The following is a 22456-nucleotide window of genomic DNA, read 5'->3' as shown; positions in this document are numbered from 1 at the left end:
TTGTATTACTGCTTTCACTTGTTGTGCCTGGAGTGTTGCTTTCGCTTGTGTTACTAGTTGTTTCTGTTGATTTTTCAACTAACAGAAGTAACGCCGTTTTTATGGTTTGTGTTAATTGATTAATACGCTTTTGCGCATCTACGGGCGTTTTAAAGCCACCAAGTGTTGGCTCTAATAATTCTTCATCTGACCAAGCAAGCAATTTTTGTAACTGTTTAGGACTTTCTTCCCCAGTTGTTGTATCTACTAAGGCTTCTTGCATGGCTTGCCAAGAATCTGTGGTATATACAGATTCGTCTAATTTGTGAACGCTCGCAAGTTCCTTTTCTGCTTCTGCACGCTCTAGCGTGATATCGGCTTTTTTGACTAATACTTTCATTGCAGATTGCAAATTACTTGTTAACTGATCCACTTGTTCTTGGGTTTTGTCCCCACTCACCTGACCTTCTGCTAACAATTGTGTCGCCTGCTGATAATAGGAAGGAACAATCGTTTTAGGCCCAATGGCAGTGAATAACTGCCAAGAGTAAACCGTATATTGGTTTGCTTCACCAATCGAAGCATAAACGGTTTGTAGTCGGGACAAATCAAGCTTTTTTACAGGGGCCTCTACCGTCACCGGTACGTTCACTGTTACCAATGAACCTGTTTCGTAAGTTAATTGAACAGTCACTTTTTGTTGGCCGATTTCATTTAAAACCTCTGGATTGACGATTTTAGCAGTTGGGACTGCTTCATCCGCATCATTTGTATTAGCAACCAGTTGCTGCGGATCGATTGATTGTCCTTGCACAATCGTCGTGGCCACAGGAGTTGCTAAAGTATTTCTAACCGGAATTGGCGTATTTTTATATTGCTCATAAAGTGTTGGTGAAATCAACGATTCCCATGTTGCTGGCATTAAGCGATAGTCCGCCTCTGTCCAATTTTCTACCAATAATTGGCCGTTTTTAAGGCCATCATCTCGAGTATTGTCTTTCACAAAACTCGTTTCTGGTCGGAAACCACCGCCACTAGCGATTAACAATTCCCGACGTCGGTTTTGCGGAATATTATGGTAGTTAACAAACTGATTGTTAATAAATACGCCATTGAACACATTGTTATTTCCCGTATGACGATTGTACTCCATTCCAATTGCATATTGATTGTCCCAATACTTCCAATCAAAAATGTTGTTAGCCACTAACCAGTTGGATAATTCTGAAATAGCTCCCTCTGCTTGCGTTTCTGCCAAACCAATCTCTGGTGTTCCATACATAATGAGACCTGTATTTCGCAAATAATTATTCATAATCGTAATATTACGACCTGATTTAAACTTAAATCCGCCAGCAGGACCATTTTGTAGTCCACGTAAATGATTCCCCACCACCGTGATATTTTGGGCACCACGGAAATAAATCGCATGATCGCCACCTAAGCCGTTTAAGTTTTCGTTGTCATAGGGTGAATAGAAAAAATTATGTTGAACAGTTACATCCTTCAACATACTATAAGAATTAACCCCTGTTGATAGATAATTTTGTTCATTAGGTACTGAAATAGCACCTGCTTCAATGGCTGTTTGTAAACGTGTAATAGTCGCTGCTAAGTCTGAACGACTGGTGCTTTTAATCGCATCTAATTCCGTCACTTTTAACCCAAATAAATTGTCCACGATGTCTACATCTGACATATACTGGAAGCGACTTGGTGTTGAATAGCCACCAATGTAAATCGCTCGGTTAAAATCAATCCCTGGCTGCATATGTGCTGTGTCACGCATGAAAATATTACCTGAAATTTTAACGCCAATATCTGCATTTAAATTGACTACGAATCCTTTTAATGGATTATAAAAAATATTGTTTGCTAGGATTAATTGATTCGTTAATTTCAAAGTCACATTAATTCCATCAAAGGCAATATTTTGAAGTCGTACATTAGTTTTCGTTCCATAAGTTGTATCTGTCAGCTGAATCGGGGCACCTGTAGCATTATGTAAGATAGTGGCTCCTGTTGTATCGCCAATTAATTGATAATTTGAAGAAATCGCAATATCTTTTGACAGAGCATAACTTCCCTGTGGTAAAAATAATGCCTGTCCTTCCTTTGCTGTCTGACTCAGCAATGCCTGTAACTTATCTGTTTGATCCTCCGCACTATTAGGCACCATTGCTTGTGCGCCAAAAATTGTTGCATCTGTTGCGTTAACTGGCTCAACCGCTTCGGTCACCATTGGTAGACCAGCCACTGTTAATAAACCAAATAGAAGAATGAGCATTGTTTTCTTCATGTGTTTCCCTCTTTTCATTCCGTTACTTCCAACGGCTTATTTTGTAAAAGTTGATACAGCGTAATGACACGACTGTCTTCGTATGCATAAATTTTTTTAAATCTTGGATTCATATGTAAAACACTTGTTACTTTTAACAAATTTTGATTCGTGACTTCCAATTCTAAAGCTTCAACCAATTCCTTTAATCGGACGCCTGCACTATTTTCTTCACAACCTAAAATTTCTTCAATTTGTTCCATCCGTTTTTTCATCTCATCCCGCCTTTCTTTGCTCCTTCTATTATATAGAAAAATCCTTGTGAGAAACCTCAATATTTTTTAACCACCTGTTAAAAAAAGTAACAGTTCCTTTACTATCAAGGGTTAATAACCTACTATTTACAATAAAAAAACAAAAAAAGTGCCTTTTCGATATGATTTCCAAAGGAACCTGTGCAGGATTTATTAAAAAATAGCAAGAAAACGTCAATAGATAGGTGTTAATCACCTATCTATTGACGTTTTCTCTTTGTCTTTTTTTACTTTTCAAAAAAAATTTTTTACAATTTATCGAACATATGCATCAAAAAAGCCCATTTTTTTGATTTTTTATTAAAGTGACCTAGTTCTTTTTTCGTTAATTTTTACTATTTTTTGGTTCAAACGATTATATTGCTCAAACGTTAACTCACTTGAAAGTAAAAAGATCTCTGGATGCCCTGTTTCCACATCTGTCAAAGAAGTCACTAATAGTAAATCAATATTTTGCCAGTCTTCTTTGCTTGCTTCACTGTATCGTAAAACTTCCAATGCATAAAATCGACGAAAATTATTTTCAATCGAGAGTTTCACCCGTTCTTCTTCTAGCACTGGCAAGCCTGATTTTAACCCTAAAACAATTTTTTGTTCACGATGAATTAAATCATTGGAAAGCGCCAAAACACTAGAATAACGCAGAGCCAAAAATTCTTTATTTGTAAATAATTCATTGCCTGTTTGTTCGTAAAGTTGATTTAAGCCTTTGCTTAATTCTTCTAAAAGAACCGGATATTTTTCTTTGACTTTATTCCAAAAGACATTATACATTTTCACATTTTGGACATAGTAAAGTTCGGCAAATAAATGTGTAGCAAACAAATAATAAAAAATTTGCGGACGAATTTTTTCCAATTGCGGCGTCATTTGTATTTCTTCTAATAAGAAATGTTGGACTAAATGAGTCAACATATAAACAGGCGCTTCAGACTCATCAAAATGCGCTAAAATAGCTTGTGCAGTGGCTTCGTCTTGATAAAATTGGTCATTGGCTAACAAGAAAAAGTACACAAAAGTTAAATCGTTTTTATTAAGGAAAAGGGTAGTAGCTGTCATCTCTTCTATAAAGGCTTGGTAATGTTTATTTCCTTCTAAATAGGTTTCTTGCTCGGCTGAAGGTCGGTATTCAGCACCTTGCGCACTCCGGACTTTTGAGATCGCGACCATATACTTAACTCGGCGTAACACCGTTTCCGCAACTTCTACGTTGAAAAAAGCCATCACTTTTTGGACGGTTTGTGCGACTTCCGTTTCTTGTATATAGTCAAAAGGCCAAGTATCACGGATTAAGTCCATAAAAATAGTGTAAGCAAAATGGCGCAAATATGCTTCATTGCCTTCAATTTTCCAGGTGCTTTTATTAATCACTAACCCCAATGGCGCTAAAATTTCTGTAAACCCTTTGAGCAAGCGCCGAATCGTGGCATCACTGGTATGATATTTTGTTGTCGCTGGCACAATCCCATTAAATCGCCCCCAGAATAAATCTTCCATTACTTGATAAGTTAAACTATCTTGAAAAATTGCTGTATAAAGTTTCTGGAAGGCTTGGGTAGACGCCAAGTTCAAGCGATAGCCATGCCCCTTTTCAAAAGCCAAAGAAACATCATTATCTACGGCATAATACGTAATGTCATCTTTTAGAAGCTCTACGTATTTTTTGACTGATTTTTTGTTTAATTGTAATTCTTCTGCTAACTCATTGATGTCAATCCAACCTTCATTAATTGGCAAGTTTCTTAAAATAATAATTTTAGAAACGACATCTGTATCGAATATATCAACATATTCATCCCATTTCACTGTTCACTCAACTGCCTCTCTTCTGTTCTATTGTACACAAAATGAGAAATCTATTCCACGAAAAAATAACAGTTGTTTCTTTTATTCTTTCGTAGATGTGGACGTTTCAGGAACAAACACGTTGAGTCCCCCAGCTTCCACCGTTACTTTAATCGGTAAATCATCGGTAGGATCGCCATCTGTTCGTGTTTGGACTTTCTTGTCTTTTTCGCCCCTAATTTTAAATTGACTCCCAGAGAAATACACGACACCAGGAATTTCATTTAATTGTCCTCTGATAATTTTAGGTAAGTAATAGACAAACTTGTAAAAAACTAACTTAGGCAAAATGATAATGTGCACTTCGCCGTCATCTGGCGTGGCATTGGCATCGAAATTGGTAAAGCCACCAGCAGAATTTGTCATGGTCATCGTTAATAATTGGGCTTTGCCATGCCAACGTCTTTCATCGCCATCAATTTTTAGTTTGTACTTTTTCTTTTTCACTAATAAGCGGAAAAATTGCTTTGTAAAGGCTAACGGACCATATTTTTGTTTCTCCTGTTGGGTCACATTCGCTGCTGTGTCCGCTAATAAGCCAATCGTTAAGGTTGAAATCATTACATCTTGATTTACCATCCCAAAGTCAACTGGTGTTGTCTTACCTGCCAAAATGGTTTCAAAGGCATCTTCTTCTTTCAAAGGAATACTTAACACACGCGCAAAATTATTGACTGTTCCGCCTGGAATAATCCCTATTTGATAGTCACGAATGGTGTCTTTAAAATTTTGAACGGCATGATGAATGGTCCCGTCACCACCAATGACGACCAAGACACCCACTTGATTTTCTTTGGCATTTTTCCGCATTTCTTCAGGATCAATGTCTGGATTGGAAGGTTGCAAAATAACCGCTTCCCCTTTCGCTTCTGCAGCTTTTTTAAAGCGTTCTGCAATCTCTTTACTTTCACTACTTCCTGAAGTTTCGTTGTATAAAACCATCATCTTTTTCATCATTCTATCCTCATATCTCTAACTAAATTTCTTGCACATGTAAAGTGTACAATATTTTAGCCAAAATACCTAAAGATAGCATCGAAAAATAAAGGCTGAGGCACAAGCGGTTTGTTCCAAGAACTCAGTAAGTTCTGTTCAAAGGCTAAACTGCGATGAAGGCTTACATGAGAATGTCAATAAGAAGGAGCTACTTTTGTTCAGTTGATTAGCTTAAGATGGAAAAAAATAGGCCATCCGTCCTTTCGACGGATGACCCACTCTCTGTTTTTTTATGGCTTTAGCTTATTTCTTACTCTTTTTATAAAAGAGCCAACTTGCTAAACCGACCAATAGGAGGCCAATCAAGACAAAGAAGTAATTGACTTGTGTGTTGGTTTTTGGTAAACCAAGCCAACCTGTCTCTCTAGCTACTTGTTTCGTTGTTGGCTGATTTGGTTTTGTTTTTTTGGATACAGGTTGTTTCTCGTTAACAAACGTGCCCGCATTCACAAGTTCAGGTTTGTCTTTCGCTGTTGCTGCAATAGTAAATGCGACAGCTTGCTTAGACAGTTGGTAACCATCCGGTGCTTTTGTTTCCACAAAGGTATATTTTCCTGGTTGTAAGTGGTTCACTTGAACTAACCCTTGGTTGTCAGAACGTAATGAACGAGCGACAGTTTTCCCTGTCTCTGCATCCGTCACTTTAAATTCAGCGCCTGCTAAGGCATTCTTTTGCTGATCAATTTTCACCAGCTTGGCAGCACCTTGGTAATTAACAAAAGGTGCTTTAAGTACCACAGTGGCTGGTTTGCCTTGGTTGTCTTTCGCAATCGTAAAGCTTGCGCTTGGCGTTTCATTAAGAAGATAGCCAGTTGGCGCTTGTGTCTCCACAAAACGATACGTTCCCGGTGCTAAATTTTTCGCAATGACTTTGCCTTGCTTGTCGGACATCAGATTGGTTTGTCCAGCCACGGTTTGCCCTGCTTCATCAATGACCTTAAACACCGCACCAGCCAATGCTTCACCTGTTTCGTTTTCTTTGGTTAATTGAGCAGTTCCTTGATAATTGATAAGATCGCCTAAAGCAATTGGCTGCTCTTTTCCTAATTGGGCGGTTACATCAAATGGATGTGGCGTTGTGTCTAACAGATAGCCTGTTGGTGCTTTCGTTTCCACTAAAACGTAATGCCCTTCATTCAGCCCTTTAGCGTAAATTTCGCCAGTCTTATCCGTTGTTATTTCAGAAACTTTTTCTCCTGCACGATTCAAGAATGTGATTGGTGAACCTTGGGCCTGATTCTGCTCATCGGCATTGTAAATTGCAAAAACTGCACCCGCTAAGGTTTGACCTTGCTCGTTGACTTTACGTCCCGTTACTTCCGCTTGATAATTTACAAACTCTAACTCATCTAGTGGTTGTTTATCATTTGAATTCTTCTTCACTACAAAATAAATGGGTTGTTTATTGACGATATAGCCATCCGTTGCATCTATTTCATCTAATTCATAGCTACCAGCGCCTAAATCGTCCATAGCCAATGAACCATCTTTTTCAGCAGTTACTTCTCTTTCAAAGATTTTTTCCCCATTTTCGATTCGATACAATTTAAAAATCGTTCCTGGAAGTGGGTTCGCATTGGCATCGATTTTCTTAAAGACAGCACGTCCTTTGAAATTGGCGAAGGCCCCTAATTGGAAGATCTCCGGATCACCTTTGAAATCACCACGAATTTCTACTTTTACTAATTCAGGATAAATAATATACTCTGAGCCATCTGGTAATTTTGGTGCTTTGATTTCTTTGTAATAATAGGTACCTGGCGCCAAGTCTCTAAAGATAATTTTGCCATCTTTGCCACTCGTTGCTGTAATCCCTAATGATTGTTTATTGTGATCATATAATTCAAAAACAGCGCCTGCTAATGGTTGGTCTGCGCTATTCGTTTTCACGATTTGGAAAGCCCCTTTGTAGTTCACAAAGTTGTCACTAGCAACCACGACCGCTGGTTCACCAGCATTTTTCTCAGCAATTTCAAATGGGACTGGCGTGGTATTTAACAAATAGCCTGTTGGCGCTTTGGTTTCTACAAAGCGATATTTACCTGGGGCTAAGTGCTCTGCAACAATTTCCCCTTGATTATTTGTCGTCAAGCCTGTTTGAATCGTTTGTCCCTTCGCATCGAGCACTTTAAATGTCGCACCACTTAACAAGTGTCCCTTCACATCTTTTTTGATTAATTTAGCTGCACCTTGATAGTTAACAAAGTTAGCCGTTGCTATAACTGTTGCTGGTTTGCCCCGATCGCTTGCTGCAATCGTGAAAGTACTTGGTTCAGTGTTTAAAAGGTACCCTACTGGCGCTTTGGTTTCCACAAATTGATATTTGCCTGGGGCTAAATCCGTCACTGTGACTTTTCCGTCTGCATCCGAAACTAAGTGTTCTCGAACCACTTGTCCTGTGGCATCAAGGACCGAAAATTCAGCACCTGCTAATGGATTGCCTGCTTGATCTTTTTTAATTAGTTCAGCAGAACCTTGGTAATTAAGCATTTTGACATGAACATCACGAATTTGTCCGCTCGTGTTTTGTGTCACGATGAATCGTTTTGGTGTAGTGTCTAAAAGATACCCTGTCGGTGCTTCGATTTCTGTGAACTGATAAAGCCCTGGTTTTAAACTATCCACCTCTAACTGGCCATTTGCGTTGGTTCGATCCGGCGCAAGGGGAACTTCTTCCCAATGAGTAAACGGCGTGGTTACGGCATGCTCTAATTTAAAGCGTGCATTGACTAATTTTTTGCCCTTCTCATCTGTTTTTTCTAAAATTACTTTATTGACATCGTTTTTAATAATAGTTGGTTGTGCACCATCTGCTGAAGTTTCTTCATCAATAGTAATGACTCGGCCTTTAGCTAATTCGTCCGAAACTGTATAACCTTCTGGTGCTTTCGTCTCCACCAAAATGTATTGCCCTTGCGGCAACCCACCAAATGTGATAACCCCAGTGGCGTCTACTGTACCTTCACGTAGGACTTGTGTTTTGGCTTGGTCCCAAATTTGGAAATGGGCGCCTGCTAAAATAGTCGTCCCATCCATGGCTGTTTTCTTCAGCTGAATTTTGCCTTTGGTCCCTGTGGCATGCCCGCCACTGTGATCGATGTCAACGACCACATCGCCATTGTCATCTCCATGAACGACTTCTGAACCATTTCCAGTAATTGACACTTGGTTGGATACCGTGTCTGTACTCCCCGCCGCTGAAGAAGTCACTAAACTACGATATTCCATATAATAAGGTGCTTCAATATGGGCCATTTTAACGACAATTTTTTGTTGTCCTGTTTCATTATCGGTGGTAACTTCCAGTGTGTAATCTTTTCCTTCTTCTAAAATAACAGATTTATCTGGCGTAATCGTTCCGTCTTCTGTTACGTTGGTACCGTAAATCACCAATGACTCGGGATCTAACACTTGGTTTGGTGAGGGTGTATCAGTGATAACCACATCGTCTAAAACCGATTGGGCGCCATTGATCATTACATGCCAGTACACATGATCTGGATCATCTTTGTGGTATTCGCCACCTTTTTTCACTGATTCGCCACCATGTTGAATAGAAACTTTTCCTGTCACATCACGTGAAGAACCTTGGTTTGTATAAGATGCGGTATTGTCATAGCTAGCCGAACCTTCGATAACTTTTTCATCAACAGACGTCTTAAATTCAATCACATACGTACGACTATCATTAGGAAAGTCAACACGCCAAGTATTTTTGTTTTTCTCGCTTGGTTCTTCCATTTTGATATCCGTCAACGGTTGCGTTGGTTTCACTTTTTCAACCGAACCATCTGGCTTTGTATTGCCTTCATAGACTTTCAAGCTCCCAGCCAAATAGGTTTGATTGGCTAAAATTGGATCCGTCAAAAAGGCGTCAACTAAACGGTTATTACTTAAATTCACCGCAATCGTCCAAGTGATTTCTTTAGTGACGGCATTGTAAACACCACTTTTTTGCGCATTTAAATCAAAAGCAGGTAAAGGTTTAAACGGTTTATTATCCTCTGAGTGATGATTGTTTCCTGCTTCATCCATCCAATCAATGGCAGCGGTATTTCGGTAATGGTCCAATGCAGGGTTGTTAGCATCTAACTCGGTAACATCGAAAAAGGTATTGTAGGTTACGTAAAAGGCATCACTTGTTTTGGCATACGCCCCCATGAAACTTAACTTAAAGCCTGTTTCACCTTCTGCATTACGAGTTATTTCTACCATGTAATCTTTACCTAACGTCAACTGAGCACCAGTAGTTGTATCTTTAACAACCAACGAATTGGGTACCATGGTTAAGCCAGGAACTGGTTCGTATGTGTCCGTAATCACGGCATTTTCCATCAAATAATTATTTTGATTCACAGCTAACGTCCAACCAATCGTTGAATTTTGATAATCCACTGCACCAGTGTTTTTAATAATATTTTGTTGATTGGCTGTGCCATCACCTTCTGAATGCTGACCAGTGCCGACATCCACACGATTATTCACGGCAACATCGCCTTCGACAATTCCATCAACTTTGGTTTTATAATCAATCTTGACTGCGCCAGTCACATCATGCAAAAAGTCAATCACAAAGGAGCCATCATCGTTAATTACCACTTTGTAATCTTTTCCTTCCACAAGTTCTGCTCCAACGACTTCATTTCCTTTGTCATCAAACGTCACTGAATATAAATGTAAAGAATCTGGTTCAAACGTTAAATTATCCCCCATTGTGTCTGTAATGACTGCTTGGTCTTTTGGAATGGTTTGTTCGCCATAGTTGTAGTTAATTTCCCAAGTGAATTCTTGATTGGTTTCATCGTAATCTATATTGCGCTTGTCTAGCATTTTGCCATATGTGGCGGTAACGGTTGCTTCAGCATCTAACCCATTTGGATTATTATCACTTGTTAACGTCGCCTGATTTTTAAAAGGCACATCACCCCCGCCATCTGGAATAACCGCCTCGTCAATCGTCGTTTGGTACTCAAGACGATACGCTTTATTCGTGTCACCTTTAATTCTCACATTGCCATTTTTATCAACGGTATATTCATCTGGACTAAGTTCGCGACCCACTTCTTTAATTGTTCCATCAAGATTCATCACTAACTCATAGACTTTCACTGACTTAAAGGTATTCCCTGTTGGCCACGTTTCCGTCACAGTTGGATTTGTTTGATCTTTCATCGCTTGATTGATATCTACCGTCCAAGTAATCGCACTAGGATTGGGCGTTCGATCAAAATGGCCTTGTTTATCAATTTGTTGTTCGGTATCCGGGACAATCGGAATCACTACAGGCGGCAAATCTTCTTGCGTAGGAATATCAATCACCCAGTCTCCTGGGCCTCGACCATCTGAATCATTCAAATGAGTATCTAAAGAAAAGTCCCCGTGAATGGCACTTTCAGACGTGATGCGCTCATTAAAGGTAAAACGAACCGTACCATCTTCACTAATTGTGTAGGTTCCATAGACATTGCCTTCCGTATCAACTAAATCACCTGAACCTGGTTTATTAGGTTTCAAATTGCCAGGTAATTGAAACTCGAAGTAATCGCCTGCTTTCATTTGTTCCCGCACATCTTCTGGAATCGACCAGTTAAAGTTCCAATGGATGGTCACATCTTCTTTGTACGGTGGTGTTGCTGGTGTGCCATCAGGATTTAAATAAATCGGATCCTCAAAATTATCGATAATCGTTGTTTCATCACCTGTAAAATAGTCATTGATATCTGTTGGTCCTGCTACACGTGGTTTGACAGTTGTCGATTCAGTTGTTTTACTTTCTGTCGCTTTTGTCGTGCTGGCGACAGTTTCTTCGGACGAACGAGGAACAGAGGAGTTTGCAGATGCTTCTTCTGTTGAACCTTCATTCGCTGTTGTGACTGTAGAACTCGTGATTGTCGTTGATTCTGTCGGATCAGTACCAGTATTTAACGTCAACGCTCGTTGTTGTTGTCCATAAGAAAACGTCACATCTTCTGTAGCTGTGAGGTTCAACGTTAAGACTAACGTATCTGCTAACGCTTGCTGATTCAATTCAATTTGAATCTGTTTCTTCTGGTCATCCACTTGAATCTTGCGCGTATTATTGGGCGCTGCCCAATGTGCAGCTTTGATTGACACATTGGCACTGTAATGCACTACAACCTCTTGTGTTGCTGGTTGTGCTTTTCCTTGAAGCGCTAAGGTCATTTCTTGCTGACTGGTTTGCGTCACTTCTCCTAACGTTAGCTGGCCATCGCTGTTAACATCTTCCGCCAAAGCCATGAGTGGTGTGCCGTAATTTAAAACAAGTAACAAACACATCAACCCATAGAGCCAACGGTTTACCATTGGACCATTCTTTCTCATTTCTTTCATCCTTCCTCTACTAACGACACATAGAAGAGAACGTTCACTTCGTACCAATTTTTTATTTTAAGCCAAATAAGTGAGTGCTCTTCTGTTGTCTTTCTTCCTTGCTAAAACAGACAGCCAACACGCCTTTTCTTTTTATCTCCTCAAAACGCAGTCTTACTTCGAATGCGGATTCATTTTTTGCTTATTCCTATAGACTCTTCTATAAGAATAAGAAGAGTATAACGAGATTTTTCAGCAAAAATTATCAACAACTTCTCCTCCAAATAGAAAAAGTTGATGAAATGCTAAAAACCCTTTTCACCTTTATAAAAAAACTCCCTTAATCCTTTCTTATTTGTACTAGTCCTTCTTCCACTATACCGTTTTTTTTAAACTTTTTCACAAGAACTGCTTAGACAAAAAAGCCTATTTGTATAAGCTATTTAAGCTAAAAAAACAACAGACTTAAATTGTCATTTTTGTTATTTAAACGTTTTATATAAACCATTTGTTTTTCTTAATAATTTGTTTCTCTATCATTTTTTGTCCGCTTTTTCTTTTATTTGACACATTCAGTTCTTCTTGATTTTTAAGAATAGATACAGTAGCATAAGAACAACTAGTTCTTTCACTAACAATTATCGAATGTTACTTAGAAAAGAATGTTCTATCTGTATTATCTGAAAAATCAAACAATCGTAACCAATTAGAAAGGTGGTTATTATGCATAACTTATTAACCAAGCAGGAAATTCAGTTGCTTTCCCTAATTGAATACTTGTATGACAGTAAAGAAAAAGTCCCCATGCAAGTACTCCGGCGAAAATATGAATTTTCCCATTACAATATCAATAATTTATTGAATCAATTAACTTTATTAATTTCTCGAGTCAATACACATGAAAATGTACATATTCGCATTATTAATAATCAACAGTCCATAGAATTAGTCGCCGATGAAAATATCCCGATTGAGTTAATGAAAGAAGCCGTGGTCCGCGGGTCGTTAACCTATATGTTAGCCTTAGATTTACTTTTAAAACGTTACACTTCAGCCAAAGATTTTTGTGAAGAGCATTTCATTAACTTTTCTATTTTTAAACAAGTTAGTGACCGTTTAAACAATTATCTAGCTAGATTTAATTGTTATTTAAACTTAAAAAGGCGAGAAAAAATTTGTGGTGCTGAAAAAGATTTTCGCAGTTTCTTTTACTCTCTATTTTTCATTTCAGGAACGTCTCTCGTTCCTTTTTTATCTAAAACCAATCAAACGCAATTACAGAATTTTATTGAAATTATCAAAAACCGTTATCCTTACTTTACATATACCGATTTACGCAAATTAAAATTAATTATGTCCATAGGTTTACTCCGTTATCAATCTGATTTTACAATCAGCGATTATCCTGAAATTGCGGCAATCAATTTAGCCATTCCTTATTCAGAATTTCAATTATTAGTGAATGATTGTTTTATTAATGAACAACAAGAACCCGACACTTGGCGGGCTGAAATTCGTTTCTATTATGATTTTTTCAGTACATTAACGATGTACTCGCTTGAACAAATGGAAACCATTAACTTTGCTAACTTAGCAATCATGGGAATGGATAACAGTCCCCACGTCACTTGGATTTTTGAAAAATGTACGCAATTACAGTTGGATTTAAGCGCAATAGAAGTTGTCTTTTTGTTGGTTAATTTATCCAATGCCAGTGAGCGTCTCATCCATTTTCCTGTGGAAGAGGAGTTGAGTTACGAAATTGCTAATGTCTCTTTGTATGAAAAGCAATACCCAAACGTTTCACGAACAACTAACTATTTCTTAAAGCGTTTGCCTTTTGACAAAGAGCACCCACTAGATGCGTTATTTAAAGAAACCATTTTTTTAATTATTCGGAGTGTTTTATTAAACAAACAAATTCCGGTTAAAATTTTGCTTCATTCATCTATTAATCAAATACAAGAAAATTGGTTAGCAAAGGAAATCAATAATTATTGTGATGTTCCTTTGAAATTCGTCAATCATATTCAAGAAGTGCCTGACTTAGTCATTACCGACAAAAACAATCCACTTTTCCATGCCAGTAAAACCTTTTATTGGCATCCTGTTCCTTATTTAGACGAATACCATAACTTAAAACAAGTCGTCCGCAAAATTTATTTTGCCAAATTACGTGGGGAAAATAGTTTGGAGGGAATTGGATGTTAACAGAGTTACTTGATGTACCTTATCGTAAAAGTTTTGCTCTTTTAGAAGAGTTACTCGAACGTCGTGAAGCAGAAGAACAAACATTGGCGATTTCTACTTTAGCCACCCAATTAAAAATGCAACAAACTACCATTCTACAGTCCGTGGCTTTGCTCCAAACAGAAATTGAAGAAAACGGCTGGGAGAACTTATTTTCTTTATCAGCAACTGCCAAAGAAATCACATTTTGGTTTGCACCCTATTTCCAACTGTCGTTTTTGATGCCCTACTTTGTCAAAAAAAGTTTCGCGTATCAAGTGCTGACCTATGCCTTTAACCATAATGCAATTGATAGCAAACATTTTGAAAAAGTTTTAGAAATTTCTTCGTCAACCTTTACACGAAAAATTGGTCAACTAAACCAATGGCTCCAAAAATATCAGATTGAAATCAATTTAAAACGTACCAACGTGTTGGTGGGCAAAGAAAAAGATATTCGGATTTTCTTTATGATGCTTTTTTGGAACAATTACTCTGAAGAGGATTGGCCATTGCATACAATCACAAAAAAAGAAGTCCATAGTCTCTTTCGACGTTTAAAACATTCTGTTTCTTTCAATACAACACAAGATTTTACAAAAGACTTGATTTTTTCTGCGGTGATTTTAGCGCGTTGGAAAGAGGGCTTTTTTATCAAAGAAACTTTCGTAGAGGAAGAAGCGATTGTTAATCCCTTTGTTAATCTGAATGAATTTGAATTATTTTTTAAAGAAGAAGCCTTACACCAAGTTCCAACAAAATTTATCCAAAAAGAAGGCCTTTTTGCCTTTTTCTTATTGACGATTAGTGTCAGCTACGCCACACAAGATATCTTGGAAATTCCAGCAGCACGGATGCATATGGTCCAACTATTAGGCTCGCCCATTAAAGAGATCATTTATCAACTGACGTCTTTTTATCAAATTAAATTGACATTTCACGAGTATCTTTATCTGTATACTTCTATCCAAAATTTAAGTGTCTTTTTTAAAACCTTTGTCACGATTGCCAATCCATTTGTGCAAGAAAGCTTTTTAAAAGAAGCACTTCAAAAAAATCCGAGTCTCTACAAAGATGTGAAGCGACTTACAATTGAAATGCTTCCAACATTGATGGGCAATGAAAAATTGTTAGTTGACTGCTTGTTTATTCTTTTTTGTACACTGAAAACGAAATCTTTACCACCGATTCGTGTCTTAGTACGGACCAACCAAAGTAACTTAATTTTAGATACCCTTTACGAAAAGCTAAGTAAAGCCGTGGATAAAAAATTAATTTTTGTCGCTTCACCAGAAAAGCCTTTCGATGTAATTATTACAAATATCTTTTCAGAAATTAGTGTCAAATCAACGATTCCTACTTATTATGTTGATTTTTCCGCTAGCATTGGTGAACTAGCGCAGAGCTTAGAAAACTTAAATACACAAATTGTCACCAAACAAAGTCCACGCCACTTTTAAAAGTTTTCACGTGAAACATTTTAAGTGTTAAAAATAAGCAAGGGACATAAGTTAACATAGCTTATGTTTCTTGCTTATTTACTTTAAATTACAAAAAACGTCAAAAGGTAGCAGAAAAACTGCTACCTTTTGGCGTTTTTTCGAAAATTTTCAATGTTCCACTCCAGTGATAACGAAGCGTGGAACGTTCATTTACTAACTACTCATTTTACATGACGTTGTTATTTTCTGTCACCAATTCTAGCTCTTGCAAGTAATGATCCAAAGTCGCGTGATGTTGATCGACATCGGCTAACTCTGTTTCAATTTTAGCTAAACGCGTGTTCATGCGTTGAATTTCCGTTAGTGTTTGTTGTAAAACGTTTAAAATCCGTTCATCGTTAGGCATTGAAATCACTCCTTGTCCATTTATAGTTCTGAGCCGTGTTCAATCTCTTCAATCGTTTCAAGAGACAAATCTTTGGCATCATTTTTAGCTTTGTGGAAGACCATATATAAAATGGTACAAACGATTGGGATACAACCTGCTAAGAAGTACATTTGTTGGAATGACATAAAGTTACGTAACTCACCTAAAGCGTACGGACCAACCCCTAATCCAAGGTCTAAACCGATGAAATAAGTCGATAAAGCAATCCCGATACGGTGAGGACTTGGGCTTTCTTGAAGACAAACCGCTTGGCCATTTGACATGAAGGTACCATAACCTAAGCCAATTAACCCACCTGAGACTAATAACATCCAACCAGACGTAGTCATACTTAATAAGAATAAGCCTAGTGTTAAGAAAATGTAGCTCGGATACATGACGTAGCGTTCACCTTTGACATCGAAAATCCGACCTGTTGAAGGACGTGTTAGGGTAATCACGACCGCATAGACGATAAAGAAGAAAGTGCTGACGTCAACTAAATCGATTACTTTGACATAAGAAGATAAGAAAGATAAGACACTTGAATAAGCAAGACCCATTAAAAAGGCGATAAATGTAATAAATAAAACTTTCTTTTCAACAAAACTATCAAAGTTCCATTTAGATAAAGCTTCACGATGTTCAGGTGTTAACTCAATATTTTTCACTGGGAAAATGAAGCAAGCAATGGTTGTTAACAAAATTAAAATAATTGAAAAGTTAATAATGACATGGAAGTTGGAAACATTTAACAATAACATCCCAATAAATGGCCCAATGCCGGCTGCTAAACTAGTACTCAACCCATAATAATTGATCCCTTCCCCTTTTTTATTTTTAGGGATATAGGCGGTAACAATTGCGTTGGTCGCTGTCGAAACGGTTCCGTAACCAAACCCATTTAAAAAACGGACCAAATAAAGAATACCCATGCTTGGCATATACATATACGCAACAGTCGTTAAAAGATAAAACAAAGCCCCATAACGTAAGACTTGTTTGCGCCCAATCAGTTCAAGGAGTTTTCCCATGAAAAGTCGTGCAAGCAATGTCCCGATGATGTAAATTCCTGAGGCCAAACCCGCTTGACCTAAAGTAGCGTGTAAGCTATCTTGCGCAATCACCGCAATAATAACCATTAACAAATAATAAACAAGATAGACAATGAAATTAATCACTGTAATGCTGATAAAGCCTTTATTCAAAAGCTTTGTTGGTGTTTGTTCTGTCATAATTCTTTGAATTCCTCTCTCTTTTGTTCTGTTTATTTTGTGTTGCTATTTTTCAATAAAAGACCGCTATCCCCTCACTTTGATGACTTATCAAAAAATTTTCTGAAATTCATTTGCAGTTATTACTATACGAGATATCCGTTACAAAAAAATGTAAATTTGTGAATGATAAACGTTATCTACAAATAACTTCAACAAATGTTGTTGATTTTTGTTGAAAAGCCAAAATGACTAATGATTTTAATTAAAATAAGCTCTTGGCTAATTGCTCAAAATTTACTTTTCATATGATACTTCCTCATACATAGAAAAAGAAAAATAGGGCATAAGTCGAAACGACTTATGCCCTATTTTTTTAAACTTTCTCTATTTTCGTCCTAAAATCCATGAAACGATGGCAACTAAAATCACTGCCCCGATAATCGATGGCACAATAGCCATCCCAGCTAAGCTTGGTCCCCATGTGCCTAAAATGGCTTGACCAATTGTTGAACCAACTAACCCTGCAATGATATTGGCAATAATGCCCATCGATGATCCTTTTTTAGTAATTGCTCCAGCGATTGCCCCAATGACCCCGCCGACAATTAATGCCCAAATAAAGCCCATGATTGTTTCCTCCCTTTAACCGTTTATTCTACACGTGGTTCCATATTTTCTTTGACTTGTTCTGTTCCTTTATTCACAGCTTTTTTTGCTTTTTCTGTTTGTTCAGAAGCAAATTCACCGGTACTTTTGGCAGCGCCTGTGACTTTATCTTGAACCGTTTCGCTATCTTCTTCGTATTCTTCTTTTGATTTGATATCGACTACGTTAACATTCACTTCAATCACATCTAAGTGAGTCATTTTTTTCACTTCACGGCTGATTAATTCTTTCATTTTTTCGTAAATGTCTTGAATATCTTTGCCGTATTCTACCACGATATCCATATCAACAGCGACTTGTTTTTTACCAACTTCGGTATCAATACCCGCTGTGACGTTATCTGTGTTTACTAATTTTTCAGCAATATTTGAGAAAAAGCCGCCATCGACTGTCAATAGACCATCAACATTTTCTAAGGCTAAACCAATAATTTTTTGAACGACTTTATCTTCAAATGTTAATTCACCTTTGATTGCATGATTTTCTGGTGTGTGTGGTCCGTTTCCTGCTGGTTTTGGTACATTATTGAATTTTTCGTTACTCATGGTTCATTCCTCCTAGTTTCTTCTATTATTGCTTTATTTTTAATAAAATAATAACCCATTATTGAACACGAGGTGCCGTGTTTTCTTTGACTTTTGTCTTGCCTTTAGTTACCGCATGTTTGGCTTTGTTGGTTTGTTTTGACATAAAACTACCTGTCGCTTCAGCGGCGTTGCCAAGTTTATCTTGGACTGTTTCACTTTCTTCTTGGTACTCTGCTTGTGTTTTGATATCTACTACGTTGACATTGACTTCGATTACTTCCAAGTGAGTCATTTGTTGGACTTCACGAGTAATAACCTCTTTCATTTGATCATAAATGGTCTCGATATCTTTCCCATATTCGGCTACAATGTCCATATCCACTGCGACTTGTTTTTTGCCGACCTCGGTGTGAATGCCTGTTGTAACATCTTCACTGTTAATCATTTTATCTCGTAAATTCGAGAAAAAACCACCGTCCACAGTTAACAAACCGTCGACTTCTTCCAAAGCAATGCCAATAATTTTTTGGATTACTTTATCCTCAAACGTCAACTCACCTTTAACAATCGATACATTTGCATTTTCCATAGCCAAAACCTCCTATTTATGATGAAAATAATTTTTGACAATGCCTGTCTGTTCCAAATACAAACCTAGCCAAATACCTAGTCCTGTCAGGAGTACCACTAACAATGTTTTAAAGAAGCCGATTGACAGAAACAAGATTGCAAAAACCAAACCGACTAGGCCACCAATTAACGGAACGGCATATTGTTTTATCCATTCAACCATTGTACATCCCTCCTACTCCACACGTGCTTGTGTTTGCTGTTGTTGTGGTCGTTTCATTGATTGAATATCTTCAAAATGAACATCAATCGTAATCTTGTGACCAGTTCCCACCAAACGAGCAAGCCGTTCTTCCATTGTTTTTGACCAAGCTTCTGTTTGTCCAATTAAATCCGCCGTTCGTTTCAGTGTGCCTTTGACATTGACCTTAATGCGCCGTTTTGTCGCCTTTACACGAATGGTTGGTGCTTCCAGAAAGTCACTGTCTTGCAAGCTAGAGCGTACAAATCCTTCGATGGCTTTACGGTGTAACACTAACTTTCCTTGCTCTTCTTTTAATTCAAACGTGCCTTTTCTTCTTGGGAATAAAAGAATGAATAAAAATAGAAAGAGCATAATTCCTAGTAAAACCAGCGCTACCCAAAAGATTGCTTGACGTGCGTACTCGTTGTCTTGCAAGAACCATTGGACATTATCTGGTGGTTGCCAAGCTGTATCGGCTGACCAAGTGGTAATGGCCACCGCGCCAAATAATGCCATTAAAATCAGTGAACCTAGAAGCAAAAGTATTTTAACAACTTTATTCACGGAACATCCCTCCTAAAGATTAATTGCTTCTCCACCAGTTACGCCATAAACTTGAGCCGTAACATAACTTGCATCATTGGACGCCAAGAAAACATAAACAGGGGCTAATTCAGCAGGCTGACCCGCACGTTCCAGTAAAGAATGTTGCCCAAATTCTGGCAACTCTTCAATTGGTTGTCCATGATCTAACTGTAACGGTGTCCAGATTGGTCCTGGAGCCACGCCATTTACCCGAATGCCTTTTGGTGCCAGTTGTTTTGCTAAACCAACGGTAAAGTTGGCAATTGATGCCTTCGTTGCTGCATAATCCAACAAATGCTCACTTGGATTAAAGGCTTGGACGGAAGTCGTTGTCACAATACTACTTCCGGCAGGCAAGTGAGGCACTGCTGCTTTGACAATGCCAAACATCGCAATAATATTGACATGGAAAGTGTCTATCACTTGTTCCATTGGTAATTCTTCAATAGCGGCACAGGAAATCTGTTGGGCAGCATTTAAAACAAGGGCATCCAAGCCGCCTAATGCTTCACGAGCTTGTGCAACCAATTCTTCAGGTGCCTGTTTATCTCTTAAATCTGCTGGCAAAAGAAAGACTTTTCGGCCAGCTTCTCGTATATAGTGCGCCACTTCTTCGGCGTCTTTTTCTTCACCTGGGAAAAAATGTAAGGCAATATCTGCACCTTCGCGAGCAAAAGCAATCGCCGCCGCTCGTCCAATCCCAGAATCACCGCCTGTAATTAATACCCGACGATTTTCTAATTTGTGATTTCCGACATAGCTGTCTTCCCCACAATCTGGTTTAGGAACCATTTTGTCCTGTAATGCGGGAGTTTCTTGATCTTGTTGCGGAAATCCATCACTATAAAATAACTTTCTTGGATCTTTTAAGTTTGGTTCTGTCATGAAATCTCCTCCCTTTCTACTATTACCTTAATACAATTTTTTCTTTTTGAAAAATATTTGAGCACATAAAATAAAAAAAATATTTTTAATACTCATTAAGCGAAATTTTTGGCAAAATTATCTAAAAGCTGATTTTATTTTTCAAAATAGCGTTTAATTGACCTTTTTTATCAACATTTGTTATTGACATATGATGTCCAATTCGCTTAAATAAGAAGGAAGCCCAACAGGCAAAAACAAAAATATTTAGAGATAATTGAGGAGTTACCGCCAATGAGAAATGTTTTACAAGACTACTTAGATGAACATTCTTTTCGAGTCGTTGTAAAAAAGAAGAAAAATTATTTAACTTATGAAGGACTGCAAGATCGTTATGCCTATATTTTAAAAAGTGGCATCATCAAAACTAGCGTTATTTCCAAAGACGGTCGTGAATTTAATTTACGTTATATCAACAATTTGGAAATTGTTTCATTGCTACGTGATGAATATTCAGAATTTATTGATGCACCTTTTAATATTCGCATCGAATCTCCACAAGCAGAACTTTATCAAATCGACCGTGTTCAATTTTGGCGGGATATCAATAATAGTAAAGACTTGCAAATGTATGTCAAAGAATACTATCGAGACCGTTTAATGCATTCCATGAAAAAGATGCAGCAAATGTTAATGAATGGCAAATTTGGGGCCGTTTGTACACAAATCTATGAAATGTACGATTCATTTGGCGTAGAAACAGAGGAAGGTATTTTAATTGATTTCGTGGTGACCAATGAAGAAATTGCGCATTTTTGTGGGATAACTTCTGCTAGTAGCGTTAACCGGATGATGCAGCAACTAAAAGAGTTAGGGGCAATCGAACTACGTAACCGCAAAATTTTGATTAAAGATTTAGATATGATTAGAGATAACATTATTGTTTAACATCAGCACCCCCCGCAAGTTTGACCTTGCGGGGGTGTTTTTTATTTTTCAGTGACAATATTCACAGGAAATTGTCCATAATCTAAATTAAATGTCCGCCCAGCCGTCAGCTGAAGCATTTCTTTTTTCATGCCTTCCGCCAAACGTACATCGCCAAAACTTTCAATCATATCGATAACGGCGATCACTTCTTTATAGAATCTCATTTTGCCAGTGTACAGATAATACGTAAGGTTTTTTAAGTAACGTAAGTTAAAATGAATATAGTAAATTTCAGCAGGAATCGTGGTAACACTCATTAGCGCTAAATACTCCCGGGCTTTCGCATAATTTTTCTTATAAAGTTGCGCTGTAATGATATTTAGATAAAAACCATAGGCGACATTTAATGTTTGGGTATCACGTAATTCAGCATCTTTGACAGGAAACATCTGCTCAAGAATCTGAAGGACTTCGTTTTCAGAAAATAACGCTCCTGTATTAGTCACCATTTGATAATCGTAATATGTATAGTAGCTTTTGCTAGAGATAAGTGCGAGAATTGCCATTCGATCAGGTTCGTCAAATTCTGGAATTTCCTCCCAATCATTACTGAAAGTTAGCTTAATATCTGTATAAATAGACATCTCCACTGCGTTTTTGTGGGGATTGCGCTCTAATTGATAAAAGTAATGAATCAGGTTCTTTTTTTCACTTGTATTGTTCACTCCCATTTGACAACATTCAATTTGATGCATAATTTTAGATGAAGCCCTACTTCTTGTTTCAGAGACCATATGAAAAAATTCATTAAAGGTAATCCCCAGTGACTGTAATGCTGTCATTAAATCCTCGTAACTTAGCTTGGCTTCACCAATTTCGATTCTTCGATAGGTTTGTTTCCCTTTTTTTGGTAAAACATCTTTCTGAGCAATTTTTTTCTTTTTTCTAAAATACTTTAATGCCTCTAACACATCCATAATAGGGAGCGTCAATAATTTTGTGTAAATAAATTG

General features: G+C 37.7%; 17 protein-coding genes. 3 read left to right on the top strand and 14 right to left on the bottom strand.

From position 1 onward, the window contains the following. From HMPREF2810_RS00105 to fss1, 5 genes are all read right to left on the bottom strand, one after another. Positions 1-2296 (bottom strand): glycosyl hydrolase family 28-related protein (locus HMPREF2810_RS00105; protein WP_002416979.1); only part of this gene is annotated, 2296 nt, incomplete at its 3' end. Continuing rightward, positions 2293-2532, bottom strand: coding sequence for a hypothetical protein (locus tag HMPREF2810_RS00100; protein ID WP_002383474.1), 240 nt, complete (start codon positions 2530-2532; stop codon positions 2293-2295). The genes HMPREF2810_RS00100 and HMPREF2810_RS00105, both read right to left, overlap by 4 nt. A 339-nt stretch (positions 2533-2871) precedes the next feature. Then, positions 2872-4377, bottom strand: a complete 1506-nt coding sequence (locus tag HMPREF2810_RS00095) for an AcpB/EbpR/MafR family transcriptional regulator (protein WP_002383475.1) — start codon at positions 4375-4377, stop codon at positions 2872-2874. A gap of 81 nt (positions 4378-4458) precedes the next feature. Continuing rightward, positions 4459-5373: a diacylglycerol/lipid kinase family protein gene (locus HMPREF2810_RS00090; RefSeq protein ID WP_002419423.1), complete on the bottom strand. Its 915-nt coding sequence runs from the start codon at positions 5371-5373 to the stop codon at positions 4459-4461. Between the two features lie 282 nt (positions 5374-5655). Then, positions 5656-11754 (bottom strand): fibrinogen-binding MSCRAMM adhesin Fss1, encoded by a 6099-nt coding sequence (gene fss1, locus HMPREF2810_RS00085; protein ID WP_010714976.1) that lies wholly within the window; start codon positions 11752-11754, stop codon positions 5656-5658. 711 nt (positions 11755-12465) lie between these two features. Here fss1 and HMPREF2810_RS00080 point away from each other — a divergent pair. Together HMPREF2810_RS00080 and HMPREF2810_RS00075 are read left to right on the top strand one after the other, a co-directional pair. Beyond that, the gene (locus tag HMPREF2810_RS00080) at positions 12466-13953 is read left to right on the top strand and encodes a helix-turn-helix domain-containing protein (protein WP_002383478.1); all 1488 of its coding nucleotides are present in this window, start codon (positions 12466-12468) and stop codon (positions 13951-13953) included. Beyond that, a complete protein-coding gene (locus tag HMPREF2810_RS00075) occupies positions 13947-15431 on the top strand; it encodes a helix-turn-helix domain-containing protein (protein WP_002383479.1) in 1485 nt (494 codons plus the stop codon). The genes HMPREF2810_RS00080 and HMPREF2810_RS00075 overlap by 7 nt, the downstream gene beginning before the upstream one ends. Positions 15432-15639: 208 nt before the next feature. On the opposite strand, the gene HMPREF2810_RS00070 is transcribed toward HMPREF2810_RS00075, so the two are convergent. From HMPREF2810_RS00070 to HMPREF2810_RS00035, 8 genes are all read right to left on the bottom strand, one after another. After that, complete coding sequence (locus tag HMPREF2810_RS00070; RefSeq protein WP_002381345.1) at positions 15640-15819, bottom strand: hypothetical protein; 180 nt, start codon at positions 15817-15819, stop codon at positions 15640-15642. 20 nt (positions 15820-15839) lie between these two features. Continuing rightward, a complete protein-coding gene (locus HMPREF2810_RS00065) occupies positions 15840-17075 on the bottom strand; it encodes an MFS transporter (RefSeq protein ID WP_002383481.1) in 1236 nt (411 codons plus the stop codon). 366 nt (positions 17076-17441) lie between these two features. Continuing rightward, positions 17442-17684: a GlsB/YeaQ/YmgE family stress response membrane protein gene (locus HMPREF2810_RS00060; protein ID WP_002356092.1), complete on the bottom strand. Its 243-nt coding sequence runs from the start codon at positions 17682-17684 to the stop codon at positions 17442-17444. A 23-nt stretch (positions 17685-17707) separates the two neighbouring features. Further along, positions 17708-18268 (bottom strand): Asp23/Gls24 family envelope stress response protein, encoded by a 561-nt coding sequence (locus tag HMPREF2810_RS00055; protein ID WP_002383482.1) that lies wholly within the window; start codon positions 18266-18268, stop codon positions 17708-17710. 58 nt (positions 18269-18326) lie between these two features. Beyond that, the gene (locus HMPREF2810_RS00050; protein WP_002383483.1) at positions 18327-18839 is read right to left on the bottom strand and encodes an Asp23/Gls24 family envelope stress response protein; all 513 of its coding nucleotides are present in this window, start codon (positions 18837-18839) and stop codon (positions 18327-18329) included. Between the two features lie 12 nt (positions 18840-18851). Further along, positions 18852-19043: a DUF2273 domain-containing protein gene (locus HMPREF2810_RS00045; protein ID WP_002356087.1), complete on the bottom strand. Its 192-nt coding sequence runs from the start codon at positions 19041-19043 to the stop codon at positions 18852-18854. Between the two features lie 12 nt (positions 19044-19055). After that, positions 19056-19628, bottom strand: a complete 573-nt coding sequence (amaP, locus tag HMPREF2810_RS00040; RefSeq protein WP_002381343.1) for an alkaline shock response membrane anchor protein AmaP — start codon at positions 19626-19628, stop codon at positions 19056-19058. 12 nt (positions 19629-19640) lie between these two features. Continuing rightward, on the bottom strand, positions 19641-20534 hold the full coding sequence (locus HMPREF2810_RS00035; RefSeq protein ID WP_002383484.1) for an SDR family oxidoreductase: 894 nt from the start codon (positions 20532-20534) through the stop codon (positions 19641-19643). Positions 20535-20807: 273 nt separating this feature from the next. Here HMPREF2810_RS00035 and HMPREF2810_RS00025 point away from each other — a divergent pair, with 273 nt between their 5' ends. Next, complete coding sequence (locus HMPREF2810_RS00025; RefSeq protein ID WP_002356081.1) at positions 20808-21461, top strand: Crp/Fnr family transcriptional regulator; 654 nt, start codon at positions 20808-20810, stop codon at positions 21459-21461. A 41-nt stretch (positions 21462-21502) separates the two neighbouring features. Here the strand turns inward: HMPREF2810_RS00025 and HMPREF2810_RS00020 are convergent, their stop codons facing one another. Next, positions 21503-22420, bottom strand: a complete 918-nt coding sequence (locus HMPREF2810_RS00020; protein WP_002383485.1) for a helix-turn-helix domain-containing protein — start codon at positions 22418-22420, stop codon at positions 21503-21505. Between the last annotated feature and the right edge of the window lie 36 nt (positions 22421-22456).

It is taken from the genome of Enterococcus sp. HMSC078F03, assembly GCF_001811595.1.
Taxonomy (GTDB): domain Bacteria; phylum Bacillota; class Bacilli; order Lactobacillales; family Enterococcaceae; genus Enterococcus; species Enterococcus faecalis.
This window is presented reverse-complemented; position numbering and strand designations above follow the sequence as displayed.